General features: G+C 62.4%; 18 protein-coding genes. 4 read left to right on the top strand and 14 right to left on the bottom strand.

The features are described from left to right. Nucleotides 1–26: 26 nt before the first annotated feature. Both A3AY_RS0120380 and A3AY_RS0120375 read left to right on the top strand, forming a co-directional pair. On the top strand, nt 27–1,199 hold the full coding sequence (locus A3AY_RS0120380; protein ID WP_018327522.1) for a polysaccharide pyruvyl transferase family protein: 1,173 nt from the start codon (nt 27–29) through the stop codon (nt 1,197–1,199). 4 nt (nt 1,200–1,203) lie between these two features. After that, nucleotides 1,204–2,328: a TroA family protein gene (locus A3AY_RS0120375; protein WP_018327521.1), complete on the top strand. Its 1,125-nt coding sequence runs from the start codon at nt 1,204–1,206 to the stop codon at nt 2,326–2,328. Between the two features lie 301 nt (nt 2,329–2,629). Here A3AY_RS0120375 and A3AY_RS0120370 read toward each other — a convergent pair whose 3' ends face one another. The 14 genes from A3AY_RS0120370 to A3AY_RS0120305 form a co-directional block, all read right to left on the bottom strand. Beyond that, nucleotides 2,630–3,337 carry a GGDEF domain-containing protein gene (locus A3AY_RS0120370; protein ID WP_234913151.1) on the bottom strand — a complete coding sequence of 236 codons (708 nt, stop codon included), beginning with the start codon at nt 3,335–3,337 and terminating at the stop codon, nt 2,630–2,632. Between the two features lie 341 nt (nt 3,338–3,678). Beyond that, complete coding sequence (gene dhaK / locus A3AY_RS0120365) at nt 3,679–4,677, bottom strand: dihydroxyacetone kinase subunit DhaK (protein WP_018327519.1); 999 nt, start codon at nt 4,675–4,677, stop codon at nt 3,679–3,681. A gap of 166 nt (nt 4,678–4,843) precedes the next feature. Beyond that, on the bottom strand, nt 4,844–5,242 hold the full coding sequence (locus A3AY_RS0120360; protein ID WP_018327518.1) for a hypothetical protein: 399 nt from the start codon (nt 5,240–5,242) through the stop codon (nt 4,844–4,846). Between the two features lies 1 nt (nt 5,243). Beyond that, the gene (locus A3AY_RS0120355) at nt 5,244–6,842 is read right to left on the bottom strand and encodes a putative PEP-binding protein (RefSeq protein ID WP_018327517.1); all 1,599 of its coding nucleotides are present in this window, start codon (nt 6,840–6,842) and stop codon (nt 5,244–5,246) included. Beyond that, nucleotides 6,826–7,170 (bottom strand): HPr family phosphocarrier protein, encoded by a 345-nt coding sequence (locus A3AY_RS0120350; protein ID WP_018327516.1) that lies wholly within the window; start codon nt 7,168–7,170, stop codon nt 6,826–6,828. The genes A3AY_RS0120355 and A3AY_RS0120350 overlap by 17 nt, the downstream gene beginning before the upstream one ends. Next, nucleotides 7,167–7,565: a dihydroxyacetone kinase phosphoryl donor subunit DhaM gene (gene dhaM, locus A3AY_RS0120345; protein WP_018327515.1), complete on the bottom strand. Its 399-nt coding sequence runs from the start codon at nt 7,563–7,565 to the stop codon at nt 7,167–7,169. Before dhaM ends, A3AY_RS0120350 begins: the two co-directional genes overlap by 4 nt. After that, on the bottom strand, nt 7,562–8,176 hold the full coding sequence (dhaL, locus tag A3AY_RS0120340) for a dihydroxyacetone kinase subunit DhaL (RefSeq protein ID WP_018327514.1): 615 nt from the start codon (nt 8,174–8,176) through the stop codon (nt 7,562–7,564). Before dhaL ends, dhaM begins: the two co-directional genes overlap by 4 nt. A 12-nt stretch (nt 8,177–8,188) precedes the next feature. Then, nucleotides 8,189–9,844, bottom strand: coding sequence for a dihydroxyacetone kinase subunit DhaK (locus tag A3AY_RS0120335; protein WP_026203648.1), 1,656 nt, complete (start codon nt 9,842–9,844; stop codon nt 8,189–8,191). A 35-nt stretch (nt 9,845–9,879) separates the two neighbouring features. Further along, a complete protein-coding gene (locus A3AY_RS0120330) occupies nt 9,880–10,887 on the bottom strand; it encodes an ABC transporter ATP-binding protein (RefSeq protein WP_018327512.1) in 1,008 nt (335 codons plus the stop codon). Further along, nucleotides 10,880–11,977, bottom strand: coding sequence for an ABC transporter ATP-binding protein (locus A3AY_RS0120325; RefSeq protein ID WP_018327511.1), 1,098 nt, complete (start codon nt 11,975–11,977; stop codon nt 10,880–10,882). The genes A3AY_RS0120330 and A3AY_RS0120325 overlap by 8 nt, the downstream gene beginning before the upstream one ends. A 3-nt stretch (nt 11,978–11,980) precedes the next feature. Then, nucleotides 11,981–12,187, bottom strand: a complete 207-nt coding sequence (locus A3AY_RS0120320) for a hypothetical protein (protein ID WP_018327510.1) — start codon at nt 12,185–12,187, stop codon at nt 11,981–11,983. Beyond that, on the bottom strand, nt 12,184–13,137 hold the full coding sequence (locus A3AY_RS0120315; protein ID WP_018327509.1) for a carbohydrate ABC transporter permease: 954 nt from the start codon (nt 13,135–13,137) through the stop codon (nt 12,184–12,186). The genes A3AY_RS0120320 and A3AY_RS0120315 overlap by 4 nt, the downstream gene beginning before the upstream one ends. After that, nucleotides 13,134–14,081, bottom strand: coding sequence for a carbohydrate ABC transporter permease (locus A3AY_RS0120310; RefSeq protein ID WP_026203647.1), 948 nt, complete (start codon nt 14,079–14,081; stop codon nt 13,134–13,136). Before A3AY_RS0120310 ends, A3AY_RS0120315 begins: the two co-directional genes overlap by 4 nt. 105 nt (nt 14,082–14,186) lie before the next feature. After that, a complete protein-coding gene (locus A3AY_RS0120305) occupies nt 14,187–15,512 on the bottom strand; it encodes an ABC transporter substrate-binding protein (protein ID WP_018327507.1) in 1,326 nt (441 codons plus the stop codon). Nucleotides 15,513–15,936: 424 nt separating this feature from the next. Here A3AY_RS0120305 and A3AY_RS0120300 point away from each other — a divergent pair, with 424 nt between their 5' ends. Continuing rightward, complete coding sequence (locus A3AY_RS0120300) at nt 15,937–16,797, top strand: tyrosine-type recombinase/integrase (protein WP_018327356.1); 861 nt, start codon at nt 15,937–15,939, stop codon at nt 16,795–16,797. Between the two features lie 10 nt (nt 16,798–16,807). Beyond that, nucleotides 16,808–17,983, top strand: coding sequence for an IS91 family transposase (locus A3AY_RS0120295; protein ID WP_018327355.1), 1,176 nt, complete (start codon nt 16,808–16,810; stop codon nt 17,981–17,983). Nucleotides 17,984–18,334: the final 351 nt, after the last annotated feature.

Genomic DNA, 18,334 nt, shown 5'->3' with positions numbered 1-18,334 from the left:
TCCATTTATCGGTTCAGAGGATAGTTATGCGTATTTTGCTAACGGGAATTCCGTCTTATCTGCAGAGAACGATTGCTCAGGTGTCGGGCACGACTGTCGTCCACCGGCCCTATTTTGACGAAGCCAGCACCAAGAAGGACCTGATTTCCCAGATCAGACGGATTGCCAATACCGGCAACTACCTGATCGGCGAGGGCGCGGCCGAAAGCCTCCGCGGTCATGATGTCACCTACCTCCCCTTCTGGCACCTCGCCAACAACCGGGGATCGGAGGACCTCTACGAGCGCGTCAACCGCGAGTTCGATCTTTGCGTTTTTGCCTCCGCCAACCTCTTGCGGCCCGGCTACTCCGCGGACCTGGAAGCCGAAGTCTTCGCCAAGCTGAAGATGCCGGTCGTGGTGATGGGCATTGGTATCCAGCGCAAGGAGGGGCTCAAGGACCTGCTGCCGGCCGGTACGCTCCAGTTCCTTGAGGTCTTGAGGAAAAAGGAGAGCTTCTTCCTTACCCGCGGCTATTTCACTGCCGAGTTTCTCAGGGAACAGGGCATGAAGTTCGTCAAGCCGACCGGCTGCCCATCGCTCTATTTCGCTCCCAACGAGATGAAGCGGTCACTTTCCGCGCTTGCCAATCCGGGATTGGCAGAAGCCCAGAAGATCGCTTTCGGCGGCTATCTCGGCAGTGTTGCCGATACGATCGTCGACGCGCATGCGTTGCTTAAACCCGACAGCGTCGCGAGCTATGTGGTTCAGGACGAGGTGGTTGCCTACAACCTTGCCCTGACCGGCGACGACAATGACATTGTCTATGACCGGGCGAGCGGACGCATCACTGGCGCGACCGAATACAAGCATTCGGAAAAATGGCAGCGGAAATCCGAGCTGCTGGTCTATTTCGACACCAACCAGTGGCGCGGCGCGATGTCCTCACGCGATCTCTGCTTCGGCCGCCGTTTCCACGGCTGCATCATCGGTATGCAGGCCGGCACACCCGCGCTGATGATCGCGGTCGACGACCGCATGCGGGAAATGCTGGAGTTCATCGGCTTCCCCTATATAGAGGCGGCGACCTGGAACCGGGACGCGGACAAGCGCGCATATCTGTCGAATTTTCTCGCCAAGATAGACACGCAAGCCGTGATCGACCGCTATTGCGCCTGCGAAGCGAATTTCCGAACTGCTCTGAGGCAGATTGGACTTTAAGAGGATGAAAGCGGCGGCGCGAACACGCGCGCGCCTCGCTTGCTTGTTGGCAGCGTTCTGGGCCCTTGCCCCGGCGGCGCCGGCGGACGCAGACGATGTGTTTCCCGATCGCATCGGCATTAACCGGTTAAACCTCGCCTGGCTTTCCCGCCCTGATCAGAAGCGCGTGCTGAAGGAAATTGCGGCAAGCGGCATCACCCATGTCCGGCTTTCGCTGTCGAGGCCGGTGGAAAAGAGCATCGAAGCGCTGGAAATGGCGGACCGCCTGGGGCTGAAAATCCTTCTCGAGATCCAACTCGGCAACAAGGACTACTATCCGCCTGACGTGCGGCCTCGCACCGGTTTCGGCCGCATCTGGGATGTCCGGCGGCTTTCGGATCTCGACCCGGATCTTTACCGCACACACCTGCGTTCGGTGCTTCGCCGCATTGATGGCATGGGCATCCGTATCGACGCCGTCGAGCCCGGAAACGAAATCAACTACAGCGCCTACAATGGCGACCTCGTCGTCTATCAAAGACCCGGGCGGCAGACACCGCGCAGCGTTTCGGAAGTCGCAAATCGCACGGCCTTCGAGCGCGGGCTCGACGCATATGTCGCCGCCGTCCGGATCACCCGAGAGGAACTGCGCTCAACGGTGCATAGCCGCGGCGCGTTTCTGATTTCCGCCGGGCTTTCCGATGTCGGTGCAGACGAGGCCGACTATCGCGGGATGGAACGGCTCGATCCCGGCGCGTTTGTCTCACTCCTGCGGGAACGGGGGATTGACCCGTTGATCGATGGCTATGGCATTCACGTCTATCCGGGGCGCAAAGGTGACGCGGCGCTTACGCGGTATGTGACGGCGCTTCTCGATTTTTGCCAGCCTGAAGGGGAGGGCAAGCCGTGCTGGGTGACCGAATGGGGCATTGCCAACACCACGCTTTCTTGCCCGATCGACGACCGGGAGCGAGAAGGGGCTATCCGCGCCATGCGCGGCGTCTTCGGTCAAGGGATGGCGGAGCGAACGCTGAAAGCGGTGTTCTATTATGACTGGGATACCCAGCCGGTCTACAGCGTCTGGCGTTGCGGCGCCTTGAGCCCGGCCGGCGTGGCGGCCACCGAACCGGCACCGGTGAGGGATCGGTGATATGATCAATGTGATCTGCCCCTTCTGTATTCTTGATCCGAGCCTGGCTGCGGTGCGCTTCAGCGGTAGAAACTGCATGAAAGGGATTATTCTGGCACCCAAGAGAGATTGCACGACGCGGCATTCTCGCGCGCACCTTGGAATGCCGCCAGGGCGTGAAGATCAGGTGCCCGGAGAGATGGTATTCGAGCCTGGCTGTCTTTCTGCGGACCGGGCGCAGGCTTCATAGGTTCCGCTGTACATTCAACGCTCCCGGACGGGACAAAGCGCCGCCCCGCAGAGCAGGCCGAGAGCCTCCCTGTCACGAAAACAGCTCCCGGAACAGGAGGGGCCCAGCCTCTTCCTCCGCAAGGGCGGCGTGGTTGGCTGCCTCGCGGAGTGCCTGAAAGTCGGCCTGGTCCCCGACCCTCGTGCCACCAAGCCGCAACGTCACCGATATATGGCGCTCTTGCCCGGCTGCGAAGGTTGTCTCTTCTATCCGCGTACGGATGCGCTTGCAGATGTCTCTGGCGTCTTCCGTTGTTGTGCCTGGCAGATAGATTCCGAGTTCGTCGCTGGCAAGGCGGGCGACGAGATCTCCATAGCGCACGCAAGAATGTACGATCCGAACAATCGATTGAAGCAGCGTGTCTGCCCATTGCGGGCCATAGCGACGACCGATCTCATCGAAATCGCCGACCCTGAGAACGAGCATGACGCCATCCGGGCTTTCAGCAGTGGTCAGGCGCCTGCGGTCTATCGCATGCTCGACCGAGGTCGCAAATGCGGTGGCGTGCAGTGTACCGGTGACGGGATCATGCCGGAGTGCGTGCTGAAGTTCTTTTCGGATCTCACGAAGCGCTTCGTTGCGCAGACAAAGGGCAAATTGAAGCGGAAATGTAACGGCTGCCGTTATTGACGCCACTGCGGTCAATTCTGCCCAAAACGGACGGTCGGGAACGAGAAGTCTTATTACGCAAACGGCGACGATCGCTCCAACGGCGCAGGCAAGCGCGCCGAGCGTTGCCATCTTGATATGCGGGACGATTACGGCTTGGGGAAATTGCAGAGTCATCGGTAAACGGAGCTTTTGCAGGGGTCGCTATCTTTTGACGGATCCGGTGAAATATCAGGTGAATAAATCTGATGGCATTTTAGCAATGGTCTCACGCTGACCTTCACGCCAACCAGATTGCGGGGCCTGTGAGGCCAAGCCAATGCGCACGCTTAAAATCGCGGTTCGTTGCCGGCGCACCCCTGCAGCGGAAAAACCGACAATCGCGCCCTTCCGGCGGCAGCGCGCCGCAAGATCGCAGTGGAGACAGATCGCCTATCAGATCGTGATGCGACGGGCGACCATTTGTTGGCAGGTCAATGGCCCCATCGCAGCGAGGGGGTCAGCACGGGTGCGTCCCAGAACTCGCATCCGGTCGCGTCGAGAACCGCCAGTGTCACCGACAGGCCCGCCATGTCGAGAGAAGTGACGTACGATCCGACCAGTGAGCGCGCAACGACGAGATCGCTGGCTTCCACGCGCTTTCGCATCGCGCCATACATGAGATAGAGCTCGGAGGCGGGTGTACTGCCGAACCCGTTGACGAAGAGCAGGACATCGCGACCACGCTCCGCGACCAGAGCCCTGATGACATCGTCCGCAAGGAGCCCCGCGATCGTCTCCGCATTCTGGAATGCCGAGCGGGCGCGGCCCGGTTCGCCATGGATGCCGACGCCCATTTCCATTTCATCTGGCCCCAGGGCAAAGGTTGCGCTCACTCCTCCGGGCACGGTGGCGCCGCCGATGGCCACCCCCTTGCTGCGGATTGCGGCTACGGTCTTCTCACCCAGGCGTTTTAGGGTTTCTAGCGGCATGCCGGATTCGGCGGCGGCGCCGATGATCTTTTCCACGACCAGCGTGCCGGCAACGCCGCGGCGGCCGGTGCTGCGCGGCGCGGCTTCCGTGGCGACGTCATCGTTGACGAAGACCATATCGACGCTGCGGCCACCGGCCTGTGCCAATTCAGCGGCCATTTCGAAGTTCATGACATCACCGTCGTAGTTCTTCACGACCAGGAGGGTTCCGGCGCCGGTGTCGCAAGCCTCGATCGCGGCCAGTACCTGGTCCGGTGTGGGTGAGGTGAAAACATGCCCTGTGCAGGCGGCATCGAGCATACCATGGCCGACGAAGCCCACGTGCATGGGCTCGTGCCCCGCGCCGCCGCCGGAGATGACGGCGACCTTGCCCTTCTTGAGATGTGTGCGGCGGATGAACTTCCGGCCTGGGCCGAACATGACAAGACCGTCATGCGCGCGCACGAAGCCGTCAAGGCTCTCGGCGACGAACGTGTCGGCCCCGTTCATGAACTTCTTCATGCTCCTCCTCCCCGCCGCGATTCCTCGGCACCTCGCGTTCAATATTACGCGCAAAGGCCGCTGTGGCACTTTAAAAATGCCGCACCGTTTTATCCTTAAGATCGAACCCGCTTTAAGGAACGAAGCGGCAAGCATTCTGGCCACCTGCCAGCATGCAGAGCTCCGCTCAAAGAAGGGCGGACAGCCTTGCAATAAATTCAGTGACGGCCTCGTCGAACTGCCTGTTCTTTCGCTCATCGCCGGTGTCCGCGACCATCAGCGTGAGCGTCCGCAAGCCCTCCAAGGCGGTCGCCTCCGGTAGCTTGCCTGGATGAGCGCGCTCATAGGCTTCCAGAAAGCGCTCCTGTTCCGCCGGGCTCATGTGGCAAACGCGAAAGATGGTCGGCAGATGGCGGGAGGGCAGGGGTGTCGGATAGGCAGGACTGGTGATCTGGGTTACGAAACTGCGATGCTTGCCGAGTGCGGTGGCAAGCCGCTGCCGCGTGCCGGAGGGGCGGCTGTCGATGATGTCGGCCAGGATCGTCTTGTAGGTGACCGTTGCCTCTTCGCCTGCCTCGCGCGCCATTTCAACCCCTTGCCTTGCTTCCGTCGGCGTTCAACCCGGAAATCGTCTCTCGCACAAGCGGCATCCTCGCCGGTGGCATGGAAAATTCGCGAAAACCGCAGGCGAGCAGTTCCGGCAGGGCAAGCGTATCGGCCGCGAGGTCGCCGCAGATGCCGACGGGCTTTTGCGTCGCCAGTGCCAGCGGGACGGTGTGGTGCAGGAAGCGCAGTGTTGCCACGCGCGACGCTTCGTGCAGGCCAGACACTGCCGCGCTGTCGCGCGCCGATGCCCCGATGTACTGGGCGAGATCGTTGGTACCGAAGGAAAAGAAGGCGGCCCGCTGGAATGCCTCGGGCATGAGGGCGGCGGCTGGCACTTCCACCATGATGCCGAGCGGAGGAATTGCGTGCTCGATCTGCCGCTCGGCAAGCCCGGCGGCCTCTGCCGCGAAGATTGCGGCGGTCTGTTCCACTTCGGCGGGCGACGTCACCATCGGAATAAGCACTCGCAACTGTCCGGCAGGGGCTGCCCGCATCAATGCACGCGCTTGGGTCCGCAGCAGGTCCGGACGGGCCAGGAGAAGGCGTATGCCGCGCAAGCCGAGATAGGACGTGAGATCCACTTCGGAGTCCGGCAGCGGCTTGTCGGCGCCGAAGTCGAAAAGCCGGATAGTAACCGGCTTCCCTCGCGCCCAGGTCAGCGCCTGTCGGTAGATCTCCTCCTGCCGCACCTCGTCGGCAAGCTGGCCCAGCGTCGGAAAGAGATATTCGGTACGCAACAGCCCTATGCCTCCGAAAAGCTGGGGCAAGAGCCCCTCCAGTTCGGCGGGATGATCTATGTTGGCGCGAAGGGTGATGGCGACACCGTCTGCGGTCTTGCAGTTTTGCGGCGGCGGGTCCTTCGCCTGAGAACTCGCTGCCGCACCAGTACCGTCGGCCGACCTGTCACCTACGCCGTCGATGTCCTGGACGGAACCCTCGCCACCATGGACGAAGAGTTCCCTGCCGCTCTCGATGGCCGCCTCGCCGACGCCCACAACCATGGGTATTCCGCGGCTCCTTGCCAGCATCGCCACATGGCTGGCGACGCTTCCGCCGAAGAGAACGACAGCGCCGCCACCGCTCCAGTCATGCGCCAGGAACATGCTGGGCGCCATGTCCCGCCCGAGGAAGATCGATCCTCTCGGAAAATCTGGAGGCGCCTCACCGCTCAGCGCCCGCAGGACCTGGTTCTTGATGTCGAGAAGGTCGCCGCTGCGCGCGCGGATGAGTTCGTCGTCCGAGGCCTCGAAACCGCGGACATAGTCGTCCATGGCAGAGGCCCAGGCAAAGGCTGCGCTCTCACCTTTGCGGATCCGGGCAAGGCTCGGCTCGAGGATCGCGGGGTCCTTCAGCATCTCGATCTGGAATTCGAGGATTGCGCGGCTCTGAACGTCAGATCCGTCTGCGAGCGCGCGCAACGCCCTGATGGTGTTGTCGACGGCAAGCAGAAGGCACTCGCGGTCCCTTGCAGTCGGCGCAGAGGCCGCGCTCAAGGTGCCCGCGTGCGGCAGGACATGAGCCGTTCCGCGTGCAAAGCCCGGCGAAGCGCCCTGACCCTTAAGCCTAAGCGGACCGGGCATGGCTCTTCTCCTCGTCGAAATTCCGCTCGACGAGGGCGCACAACGCCTTCACCGCGTCTTCGGCACCAATCCCGTCCGCACGGATGGCGAGGACGAAGCCCTTGCGAATGCGCGCACCCATGATCTTGACGATGCTCTTGCCGTTCAGCCACACACCGTCGCCGTTGACCTCGACGCCGATCGTGCAGGGAAATGACTTGGCAAGGCGGGTGAACACGACGGACGGACGGGCGTGGAGACCGATGTCGTGCGTGACCTCGACGCGCGCGCACGCAGGGCCAGCCAGACGCGGCGCCGATCCCGCATGCTTTGCCTGGCGGCCGGTCATGGCGAGAGCTCCTCCGCAGTCGCGACAACGCGGGCCAGTGCCGCGCCCCCGGACGCCTCTGCTGCAGCCATCACCGCGCCCTCGACAATTGGGGCATTGCAGATCAAGACCCGACGCGCACGGGCAGGCTCGAGCATCTCGATCGCCATCTCGCTGTTCGTCTCTGCGCCGCCGAGATCGACGAAAACAGCAACGCCAGCCTCCGACCAGGCGCTGGTGATTGCCGTCAGGATTTCTCTGGCGTTCGTGCCGAGCCCGCCTTCCGCGTTGCCGCCGCACCAGGCGAGCGGCACGCTGTCGCCAACCATCTGGCGCACCATGTCCGCCGTACCGCGTGCGATCAGCGGTGAATGCGATACGATGACGATGCCGACATTTGCGCCATTGTTATTCATGCGGGTGGAAACTCCTCCAGAAAGCGGCAGATCGACCCCGTCAACAGTGCGCAGCTGCAAGCCCCGGGGTCCATATGCCCGATGGACCGATCCCCTAGAAAGGACGCGCGCCCGCGCAACGCCTTCATTGAGATCGTGTCCCTTGCAGCAGACATTGCGTAGGCGGCAACCTCTGCCGGTGGGCTCTGCTTTAATACTGCCCGCTGCACCGCGTAAAGCACATCCAGCAACGTCTTGTCTCCAGCCTGCGCCCGGCCCCGTCTTGCGACGGCCGCGACAGCCTGAGGCAGGGTTTCAACGAGCACTCCGTTGCCTCTGCCTGCGCGCAAGCCGCGACCCATTTCGATCAGCAGGGTGCCGTAGAGCGGGCCAGCCGCGCCGCCGATCGTGGTGACGAGCAGCATGCCTATCTTTTCCAGCGCCTCAGGCAGCGGCAGACTGCCGAGTTGGTCGCGCTCAGCATAGACGACTTCGCTTCCCCTTTTCATGTTGGTGCCGTGGTCGCCGTCACCGATTGCCCGGTCAAGTTCCCCGAGGTGATCGGCGTTGGACGCGATCACCGCATGGCAAGCCTCGATGAGACCGGGAAGCAGCGGGCGGCTGGCGTGCATGTGGTCCCCCCGTCAGTCGGCCGCCGCCGCGGCCTCGAATGCCGCTGCCACGGCTTCGGCCCCGGGATCGGATACGCCTTCGAGATCGCGTGCGGCCAGATAGGAGGACCGACCGGCTTTGGCGCGGGTCATGTTCCCGGTTGCCTTCGCACCTTTCCGGGCTGCCGCCGCCGCGGCAGCGAGGCCGCTCGAGGCGAGTGCGGAAAGTGCCGGCGAAAGCGCATCGACCATCGTACGGTCGCCCGGATTGGCTCCCCCGTAGAAGGTCATGCGGTCGAGCCCGGCCGAGAATGCCGATGCAGGGTCGGCACCTTCCGCAAATTTCTGTGCTGCCGCGGTGAAAAAAATCGAGAGAAGCACGCCGCTCGATCCACCCATGCTCGTTCCGAGCGCCTCTCCGATCGCGGCGCAGGTGGCGGCGGCACTTCCGAGCGGCAGCGTCGGGCGCAGGGCCAGCACGCTTCGGGCCCCGGTCGCGACGGTCGATCCGGTGTCGCCGTCGCCCGTCTTTGCATCCAGCCGGTTGAGGTCGGCCTCCATCGCGACGAGCCTGTTGCACACCGCGTCGAGCAGCTTTCCGGCGACAACGGGATCGGCTGCGGTCGCCACTGCGTCGTCCGTGGTTGTCTTGTTCGTGTCCGTCCATCCTGGAGCCGGCAGCACCGCCAGCTCGTGTCGCCTGGTCGGCGGTACCCACGCCCGCGGTGCGACGGCGGAGGTCAGGGCCGCGTCGCGGGTGGCGTCGAGCTTGATCATGGAGAGGGAAAACCCATTCATGTTGAGCGCGGTCATCAGCGGTGCCGGGCCGACGATCAGTTCTACCCGGTCGGCGAGCGGCGAGTCGAGCACTGCCTTGGCAATGACCCCCATCTCGATCGGCGGAACCGCACCGAGATTGTTGATCAGCAGCGCATGCTTCCCGTCCGTCTTGATTGACGCGACAAGACGCTCCGCCATGGTCGAGACGAGCGAAGCGGCTGCTTGGAGCGCAATACGCTCGACGCCCGGTTCGCCGTGGATGCCAAGGCCGAGTTCGCCCTCATCCGGACCCAGGCGATCCTCGTGGGCCTGCCCGGGGATGGAGCAGGTGGAGAGCGACACGCCGAGCGAGACGATGTCCGCGGCTGCCGTCCGCGCGGCTTCTGCGACCGCTTCGAGCGGCTCNCCCGCCTCTGCCAGATGGCCGGCGATCTTGTGCACGAACAGCGTGCCGGCGACGCCGCGCGGCTGGGGGAGGTCCGGAAGGGCGATGTCGTCGGCGACGATGGCCATCTCCACCGTCAGGCCCTGTGCGCGTGCCTTCTCGGCGGCGAGGCCGAAGTTCAGCCTATCGCCCGTATAGTTTTTGACGATCAACAGGCAGCCCGGAGCGCCAGTCACGGCCCGAATCGCGGTCAGCACGGCATCCACGCTCGGCGAGGCGAAGATCTCGCCGGAGACGGCCGCAGTCAGCATGCCCCTACCGACGAAGCCGGCATGCGAGGGTTCATGCCCGGCGCCGCCACCCGAAATCACCGCGACCTTCGACTTGTCCCAGTCGGCGCGAACGATCACCTTGATCGCCGGATAGGTATCGAGCCGGGCCAGTTGTCCCGGCGCAGAAGTGAGCAGAAGGCCGTCGAGGGCCTCCGCGACAATGTCTTCCCTGCGGTTGAAGAAATGCTTCATCATATCCATCCAGTCATTGCGTTCGATCTTCGCCGTCACGTCAGCCGCTGTCCGCCCGCATCGAAATAAAGCGGGTTGCGCAGTTTCAAATCGATCCGGTCGCCACGTTGGATCGCAAGGTACGGATCGGCAAGCGTCACGAGCTTGTGTTCTCCAACCTTGATGTGAAGATGGTTCTGGTCGCCGAGGTGCTCGATCCAGTCGATCTCGGCGTTGCCGGGCGTCGAAGCGGAGATTTCGAGATGTTCTGTCCGCGCTCCGATCGTCTTCGTGCCTGCGGGCGCGTTGCAGCCGGGAAGAAGACCCTGCGGGAGAAGATTGATATGCGGCTGGCCAAGCCGGGCGGCGACATGCAGGTTCGCCGGGTTGCTGTAAATCTCGCGCGGCGACCCGATCTGCACCAGCTTGCCTTCCGCCAATATGCCAATGCGGTCCGCCATCGTCATCGCCTCGACCTGGTCATGGGTGACATAGAGCAGCGTGGCACCGAGTTCGTTCTGGATCCGCTTCAGCTCAAGTCGCAGTTCGGCGCGTAGTTTCGCATCAAGTGACGACAGCGGCTCGTCCATCAGGTAGATCGCCGGCTTGCGCACCAGTGCCCGCCCGATTGCGACGCGCTGCATCTCGCCGCCCGAAAGGCGGGTGGAGCGGTTCTGGAGCTTGTGGTCGATGCGCACCATCTTCGCAACCTCGCGCACGCGAGCGTCGATTTCGGCGTCATGCAGCCGACGCGCAGGCGAGCGAAGCGGAAAGGCGAGGTTCTCGTAGACCGTCAGGTGCGGATAAAGCGAATACTGCTGGAAGACGAAGGCGACGTCGCGGGTCGCCGGTGCCGCGCCGGCGACATCCCGCCCGGCAATGGTGATGCGTCCGGCGTCGGGTGCCTCGAGACCGGCGATCAGCCGCAGCGTCGTGGTCTTGCCCGCGCCGGTCGGGCCGAGCAGTACGACGAATTCGCCGTCGCGGATCGTCAGGCTAACGTTGTCGACGGCCCCCGTTTGGCCGAATGTCTTGCTGATGCCTGCGAGCGTGACTTCAGCCATGATTGACCTCCGCGTAAAGGGACGAGGGGATCGCTTTGCCCGAACCGCAATCGAACAGCGAGAGCTTGTCGCTGTTGAGCTCAAGCCCGACATTCTCGCCGATGGTGAAGTTCCGGTTCGCCGGAACGCGCGCCTTGACCAGGCCCTGCGCCGTCTCGACCGAGACGATCTGGTTGGTGCCGAGGTACTCGCTGCCATATACGGCGCCGCGCAAGGGTGCAGCGTCGCTGAAGCGCACATGTTCCGGCCGGACCCCAAGGGCCAGTTCGCCGGGTTCGTGCGCCGCGTACACCTGCGGCACCCGGACCGGAACGTTGCCGAGCTCAACCGTCGTCGCCCCGTTCTCCAATCCCGACTTGAAGCGCAGGAAGTTCATCGGCGGAGAGCCGATGAAGTCAGCGACATACATCGAGACGGGGCGGGCGTAGATCTCCTGCGGCGTGCCGTATTGCTCGATCACGCCGTGGTTCATCACGGCGATCTTGTCGGCCATGGCCATCGCCTCGTGCTGGTCGTGTGTCACGTAAACCGTGGTCGCATGGATGCGGTTGTGCAACTCGCGCAGCTCGTGGACCATCACCTCGCGGAACTCCGCGTCCAGTGTGCCGAGCGGCTCGTCCATAAGGAAGCACTTCGGCCGGCGCACGATGGCCCGACCGAGCGCCACGCGCTGGCGGTCGCCACCGGCAAGGCCGGAGACGGACCGGTCGAGGATGTGGCTGATCTGCAGGAGCCGCGCCGTTTCCTCTACGCGCTTCTTGATCTCCTCCTTGGGTACACCCTGCGACAACAGCGGAAAGCCGATGTTCTTGCGCACGTTCATGTGCGGATAGAGCGCGAAGAGCTGGAAGACGAAGGCGATGTCGCGGGCGCTTGCCCGATTGAAGGTGACGTCTTCGCCGTCGAGCAGGATCTTGCCGCTGGTCGGCAGTTCGAGGCCGGCGATCATGCGCAGCGTCGTCGTCTTGCCGCAGCCGGAAGGTCCAAGCAGCGCCAGGAACTCGCCGTCCTGCACGGTGAAGGTGGAGTCTTCCACCGCGGCAAAATCGCCGAACTGCTTGCGCAGGTTCTCAACCCTGATCTGCGCCATTGCCTACTCCGGAAACTTCGAGACGATGATGAACATTACGGTACCGGCGAGAAGCGTCACCAGCGACCAGGTGTAGAGCACCAACGCGAACGGCTGGAACAACATGAGGAAGCCGAGGGCGATGAGCGCGGTTGCGATATTCTCCATCGGCCCGCGGCGCAGGAAGAAGGGGCGCTTATTCTTGGGCAGAGGCGAGGTCTCGACTGTCATTTGCGCACCGCTCCGAAGGTGATGCCACGCAGCAGTTGCTTCCGCAGCAGGATGGTGAAGACTAGGATCGGGACGAGGAAGATCGTGGTACCGGCGGCGACTGCGGGCCAGTCCATGCCGCCCTCGCCGATGATGGTCGGGATGAAGGGGGGTGACGTCTGGGCAGAACCCGAGGTGAGCAGCACCGCAAACGCATACTCGTTCCAGGCGAAGATCAGGCAGAAGATGGCGGTCGCGGCTATCCCCGTCGTCGCCTGCGGCAGCACGACCTTGCGGAAGGCCTGCAGGCGCGTGTAGCCGTCGATCATCGCCGCTTCCTCGTATTCGCGCGGGATTTCGTCGATGAAGCCCTTGAGCAGCCACACGGCGAGCGAGACGTTGACCGCCGTATAGAGCAGGATCATGCCGAGCGCCGTGTCGGAGAGGCCGAGTTCGCGGTACATCAGGTAGATCGGGATCGCGACCGCGATCGGCGGCATCATGCGCGTCGACAGGATGAAGAACATCAGGTCGTCGGCGAGCGGGACGCGGAAGCGCGAGAAGCCATAGGCCGCGAGCGTTCCGAGGAAGACGGCGAGGAACGTCGAGCCGAAGGCGATCACCATGGAATTGGTGAAGCGCGGCCAATAGTTCGACGGCCCGGCGATGACCATGTTGCGGCTGCGGGTGATCTCGTCGCAGATCGACTGCGGCGGTCCCAGCGACTGGATGTATTCCGGTGTCTGACGGGTGCGGGTGGTAAAGAGGTTGCAATAGCCCTCCAGCGTCGGCGTGAAAACGACCTTCGGCGGATAGCTGATCGAGTCCGGCGGCGACTTGAAACTCGTCATGAAGATCCAGGCGAGCGGCACCATGGTGATAACCGCATAGAGGACGACGATGATCCCGGCGATGCGCTTGGTCGTGGCACTCGGCTCGACAACGGAATGGGCGGAGGTCGCGCTGCTCATCTCTGCTTCACCTTGTTGAGTGCCTTGACGTAGATGTTTGCAAGCCCGAAGACAGCCACGAAGAGGATGATGGCGAAGGCGGAGGCACGCCCCGTTCGCCAGCTTTCGAAGGCCTCCCGCTTGAGCGTGATCGAAGCGACCTCGGTGGTCGAGCCGGGTCCGCCGCCGGTGAGCAGCATCACCATGTCGAACATCTTGAAGTTTTCGATGCCGCGGAAGAGCACCGCGAGCATGATGAAAGGCAGGGCCATGGGAATCGTGATCGACCAGAACTGCCGCCAGGCTGACGCCCGATCGACCTCGGCGGCCTCGTAGATATAGTCGGGAATGGAGCGCAGCCCGGCGAGGCAGATCAGCATCACATAGGGAGTCCACATCCAGGTGTCGACGATGATGATCGACCAGGGTGCCAGAGACACCGAACCGAGCATCTCGAAGGAAGACGGCGGTACACCGGTTACGTAGGAGACGATGTAATTGAAAAGGCCTATTTGCGGCTGGTAGAGGAACCGCCAGAAATTGCCGACCACCGCCGGCGACAGCATCATCGGGATCAGGATGACGGTCGTCCAGAAGGCGTGGCCCCGGAACTTGCGGTCGATCAGATAGGCGAGTGAAAAACCGATCAGCGTCTGCAGGAGGATCGTCCAGAAGACGAAATGCGCCGTCGTCTGCATCGCGATCCAGATGTCGCTGTCGGTCAGGACACGGTGATAGTTCTGCAGGCCGACATTTTCCAGCACCGCGTTCGGTCGATTGGCGCGGTAGTTCGTGAAAGACAGCCGGATCGCCCAGATCAGCGGAAAGATGTTGATGGCGAGCAGCAGCGCTATTGTCGGCGTGATGAAGAGCCAGGCGATGGCGCGGTCGGAGAGACCGCCGATGCGCCGTGCAAGCGAGACCGGAGTGGACGTGGCAGCGTGCTTCGCGCTTTTCTCCAGAATGGTCGTATCGGAATTGATCACGGACTCTACCTTGAGATTTCAAAACGTCGCTCGGCGGCGGGGCCGCCCGGACGCTTGCGCGCCGGACGACCCACGGGGAGGAAATCAAAGCTTTCCTTCATCCTCGAGGATCTCGGTCCAGTCCTTGACCAGGCCGTCGAGCGCGTCCTTGGCCGTACCCTGGTCGGCCACCACGAAGTCATGCAGGCGCTTCTGCATGGCCTGGAGAAGGATGGCGTAGGAAGGCTCCTGCCAGAAGTCCTGCACCTGATTCATAGCGACGAGGAAATCGGCCGCAAACGGCTGGCTGTCTTTGAAGGATGGATCGTTCAGCACGGCGTCGTGCACGGCGTAGCCGCCGAGCTGCCACCACTTCTTCTGGACCTCGGGTTGCGCGAACCATTTGATATAGGCGAGCGCGCCGTCCATGTTGTCGGTGTTGGCGACGACCGAGATCCCCTGGCCGCCGAGTGTCGAGGCTGCCGTCGTCTCCTTCGGGTTGACGAAGAAGCCGATTTTGTCGCCGCCGACATTCTCATCCTTCGCAAGGCCGGGGAAGAAGGCGAACCAGTTCATCGCCATGGCCGCCTGGCCCGACTTGAACGCGTCCAGTGTCTCGCCCATGTAGGCGTCGGTGTAGCCCGGCGGCGTGCAGCACTTGTAGAGATCCTTGTAGGCCTCCAGTCCCTTGACCGCACCGTCGGAGTTCACCGCCCCTTCCATGTCATACTTGCCGGTGGTGTTCTCGTACTTGAAACCGTAGGGGTAAAGTGCCTGGGTGGCACCCATGGTGATGCCTTCAGAGGCGCGCTCGGTGAAGATCGCAGCACCGTAGACCTTCTTGCCGTCGATCTCCTTGCCATTGAAGAACTTGGCCGTTTCGAGCAGTTCGTCCCAGGTGGTCGGCGGTGCGAGGTCGCGACCGGTCTTTTCCTTGAATTCGGCCTGGATTTCCGGCTTGCTGAACCAGTCCTTGCGATAGAACCAGGCGTTGGCGTCGCCCATCGCCGGCAGCGCCCAGTAGTTCGGCGAACCCTTCGGCCAGGTCGAGTAGGCGTTGACGGCGGCTTCGGCGAAGTCGCTCATCTTGATGCCTTCCTTGTCGAAGAAGTCGTTGAGCTTGACGTAGTAGCCATTCTCCGCCGAGCCGCCGATCCACTGGCTGTCGCCTATCAAAAGATCACAGAGCTTGCCGCCAGAGTTGAGCTCGTTGAGGATGCGGTCGGCAAAGTTCGGCCAGGGCACGAACTCGAACTTCATCTGCGTACCGCTCTGCGCCGTAAAGTCCTTGGACAGTTCGACCAGAGCGTTGGCCGGATCCCAGGCGGCCCAGCAAAGGGTCAACTCGTCGGCCTGCGCCAGGCCCGGCAATGCCGTCGAAAGGCCAAGCGCCGTCATTACCCGGAGAAGGGTTCTTTTCGTCGTTTTCATGAAATCCTCCCAAATTCGAAAGGAAGCTCCACGCTACCCTTCGGAAAACTCATGCCCGGCACGGCCCTCACTCTGCTGTGTTGAGCAATATGTTAAGTGAAACTCAAATTACTCAACAAAGCAAGTGTGAATCTGTGCTGCGGTGCAGCGTTACCGACCATGCGGACAACATGCGCCGCGCAGAGGGGCGCGGCAGGACCGTTCAGCTTTTGCCCAGGATCGTCCGCAATCGATCTATTCGTCGGCTGTTCTGCGCTCCCAATGGGGGCGTTTGCGGCAGGGGGCGAAATTCTACGCTAGGACCGATCGACATTCAGGATTGAACGAAGCCGCTTGCGCGGCATTTGGAGCGCGGATTTGCATAATACGCTTCTGATTTGAAGGATTGGGCTGTTTCAGCCCAACCTTTGAACAGGAGATGACGATGACAGAGATGAGCCCGCTACGCCGGCGCATGATCGATGACATGACGATCCGCAATCTTTCGCCAGCGACGCAACGATCGTATTTGCATGCGGTGACGAAGTTTTCTCGCTATTTCGGCCGTTCGCCAGACCGCCTTGGACTGGAAGACGTGCGTGCCTTTCAGGTGCATCTGGTATCATCGGGCCTATCGTGGCCGGCCTTGAACCAGACGGTCTGCGCTCTGCGGTTCTTCTTTGGCGTCACGCTCGGTCATGCCGAGATACCGGAACGCATTGCCTATGCCCGGACCCCCGCCAAGCTGCCGACGATCCTCAACGGCGACGAGATCGTGCGGTTTCTGGAAGCGGTTCCGAGCCTGAGGACCCGCACCGCGCTGACGACGGCCTATGCAGCGGGGCTGCGTGCCTCGGAAGCTGTCCATCTCAAGGTCCGCGACATTGATGGCGAACGCGGCATCATCCGCGTCGAGCATGGCAAGGGCGGCAAGGATCGCAACGTCATGCTGTCAGCGCAGTTGCTCGCGATCCTGCGGGTCTATTGGCGGCTGGCGAGACCCGAGGTCTGGCTGTTTCCGGGTCGGGACAAGACCAAGCCCATCGATGTTCAGGTTCTGTATTCTGCCTGCCGCTCGGCGTGCACTGCTGCCGGCATCGATAAGAGAGTGACGGTGCATACGCTGCGCCATAGCTTTGCTACCCATCTTCTGGAAAGCGGAACCGACATCCGCATCATCCAGGTATTGCTTGGCCATAATAATCTGTCCACCACGGCACGCTACACGAAGGTGTCAAACACCTTGATCCGCAGCACGACCAGCCCAATAGACCGGCTGGCGCTGGAGGTGGTGCCGCCGGGTTGATTGCCTCGACATGGCGGCGGGGCCAGAGGTGGCGGACATCTTTCGCCGCCACGCAGAACGATATCGTCAAACACACGGCGCTCATCTCGGGCGTGTCGAACGCCGGGTCATAAGCGCGATCGAGATGTGCCGGACCGCTCGCCTCGGCGGGCATGTCCAGCAATGCCAGGACTGCGAGGCGATCCGTATCGCCTATAATTCCTGCCGCAACCGGCATTGTCCAAAGTGCCAGGGACAGGCGAGCCGTGACTGGCTTGCTGCACGGCAGGCCGACCTTCTGCCTGTCGGCTATTTCCACGTCGTATTCACCGTGCCGCAGCAGATCGCCGAGATCGCCTTCCAGAACAAGGAACAGGTCTATACGATCCTGTTTCACGCCGTCGCCGAGACACTGCGCAAGCTTGCTGCCGATCCCAGGCATCTGGGCGCAGAGATCGGCTTCATTGCGGTGCTGCACTCCTGGGGCCAGAACCTCCATTATCACCCGCATATCCATTGCATCGTGCCGGGTGGAGGTCTGTCGCTCGACCAGTCCCGTTGGGTTGCCTGCCGGCAGAGCTTCTTCCTGTCCGTGAGGGTTCTGTCACGCCTGTTCCGGCGTTTGTTTCTCGAAGAACTGAAGCAGGCCTATGATCTGGGCCAACTTCGGTTCTTCGGCGATATCGCCAACCTGGCCGATCCGGTCGCCTTCAATCGAACCCTTAAAGCAGCGCGTCGCATCGACTGGGTGGTCTATGCCAAGCCGCCATTTGCCGGACCCCGACAGGTGCTGGCCTATCTTGGCCGCTACACCCATCGCATTGCCATCTCCAATTCCCGCCTCGTCAGCATCGATGGAGATCGCGTCTCATTCCGATGGAAGGACTATCGAACGGGCGGCAGGCAAAAGGTGATGATACTCGATGCCCACGAGTTCATCCGCCGTTTCCTGCTTCACACCGTTCCGGACGGCTTTCACCGCATTCGTCATTACGGACTGCTGGCCAACGGCCATCGGCAATTGAAGCTGGACCAGTGCCGAAGCCTGCTCAACGTCCCACCGCCGGAACAGCCGGCCAAAGAACCGGACGCAAAGCCACCACCTTTGGCGCACTGCTGCCCCTGTTGTGGTGGAGCCATGACGATCATCGGCGCGTGGATCCCGACCCAGCCGGTCTGCCGGCCGTCATGGAACAACAGCTCATGATCAGATCAGGCGGCATCGTTGCAACGATCAGCGTCGCCATGCCGAGGGCGCGAGGCAAGTGTTTTGGCAAATCGTGCCTGAGCGACGGAGAGCGGAACACCACCAAGGGTTCCATCGACGCAAACCAGCCGACGGGAGCGTCGAAGACACTGCAATGATCGCCAACAATCTCCTACCAAACCTGTCCACGCGTTCCGGCAAGGCTCGATCTTCCCAAACGCCATCCGCCGCTTCGGCTAAATCCCCATAGCGCCAAACAACCCGCGCCTTCGCTCAATCCGGCTTCAATGAGGTCCGATCAGCGAATGCCGCACGCATAGCGCACGGACCTCACAGAACCCTCCAGATTCC

It is taken from the genome of Rhizobium giardinii bv. giardinii H152 (genome assembly GCF_000379605.1).
Lineage (GTDB): Bacteria > Pseudomonadota > Alphaproteobacteria > Rhizobiales > Rhizobiaceae > Pararhizobium > Pararhizobium giardinii.
The sequence above is the reverse complement of the archived record's forward strand: the minus strand, read 5'-3'. Positions and strand labels throughout refer to the sequence as shown.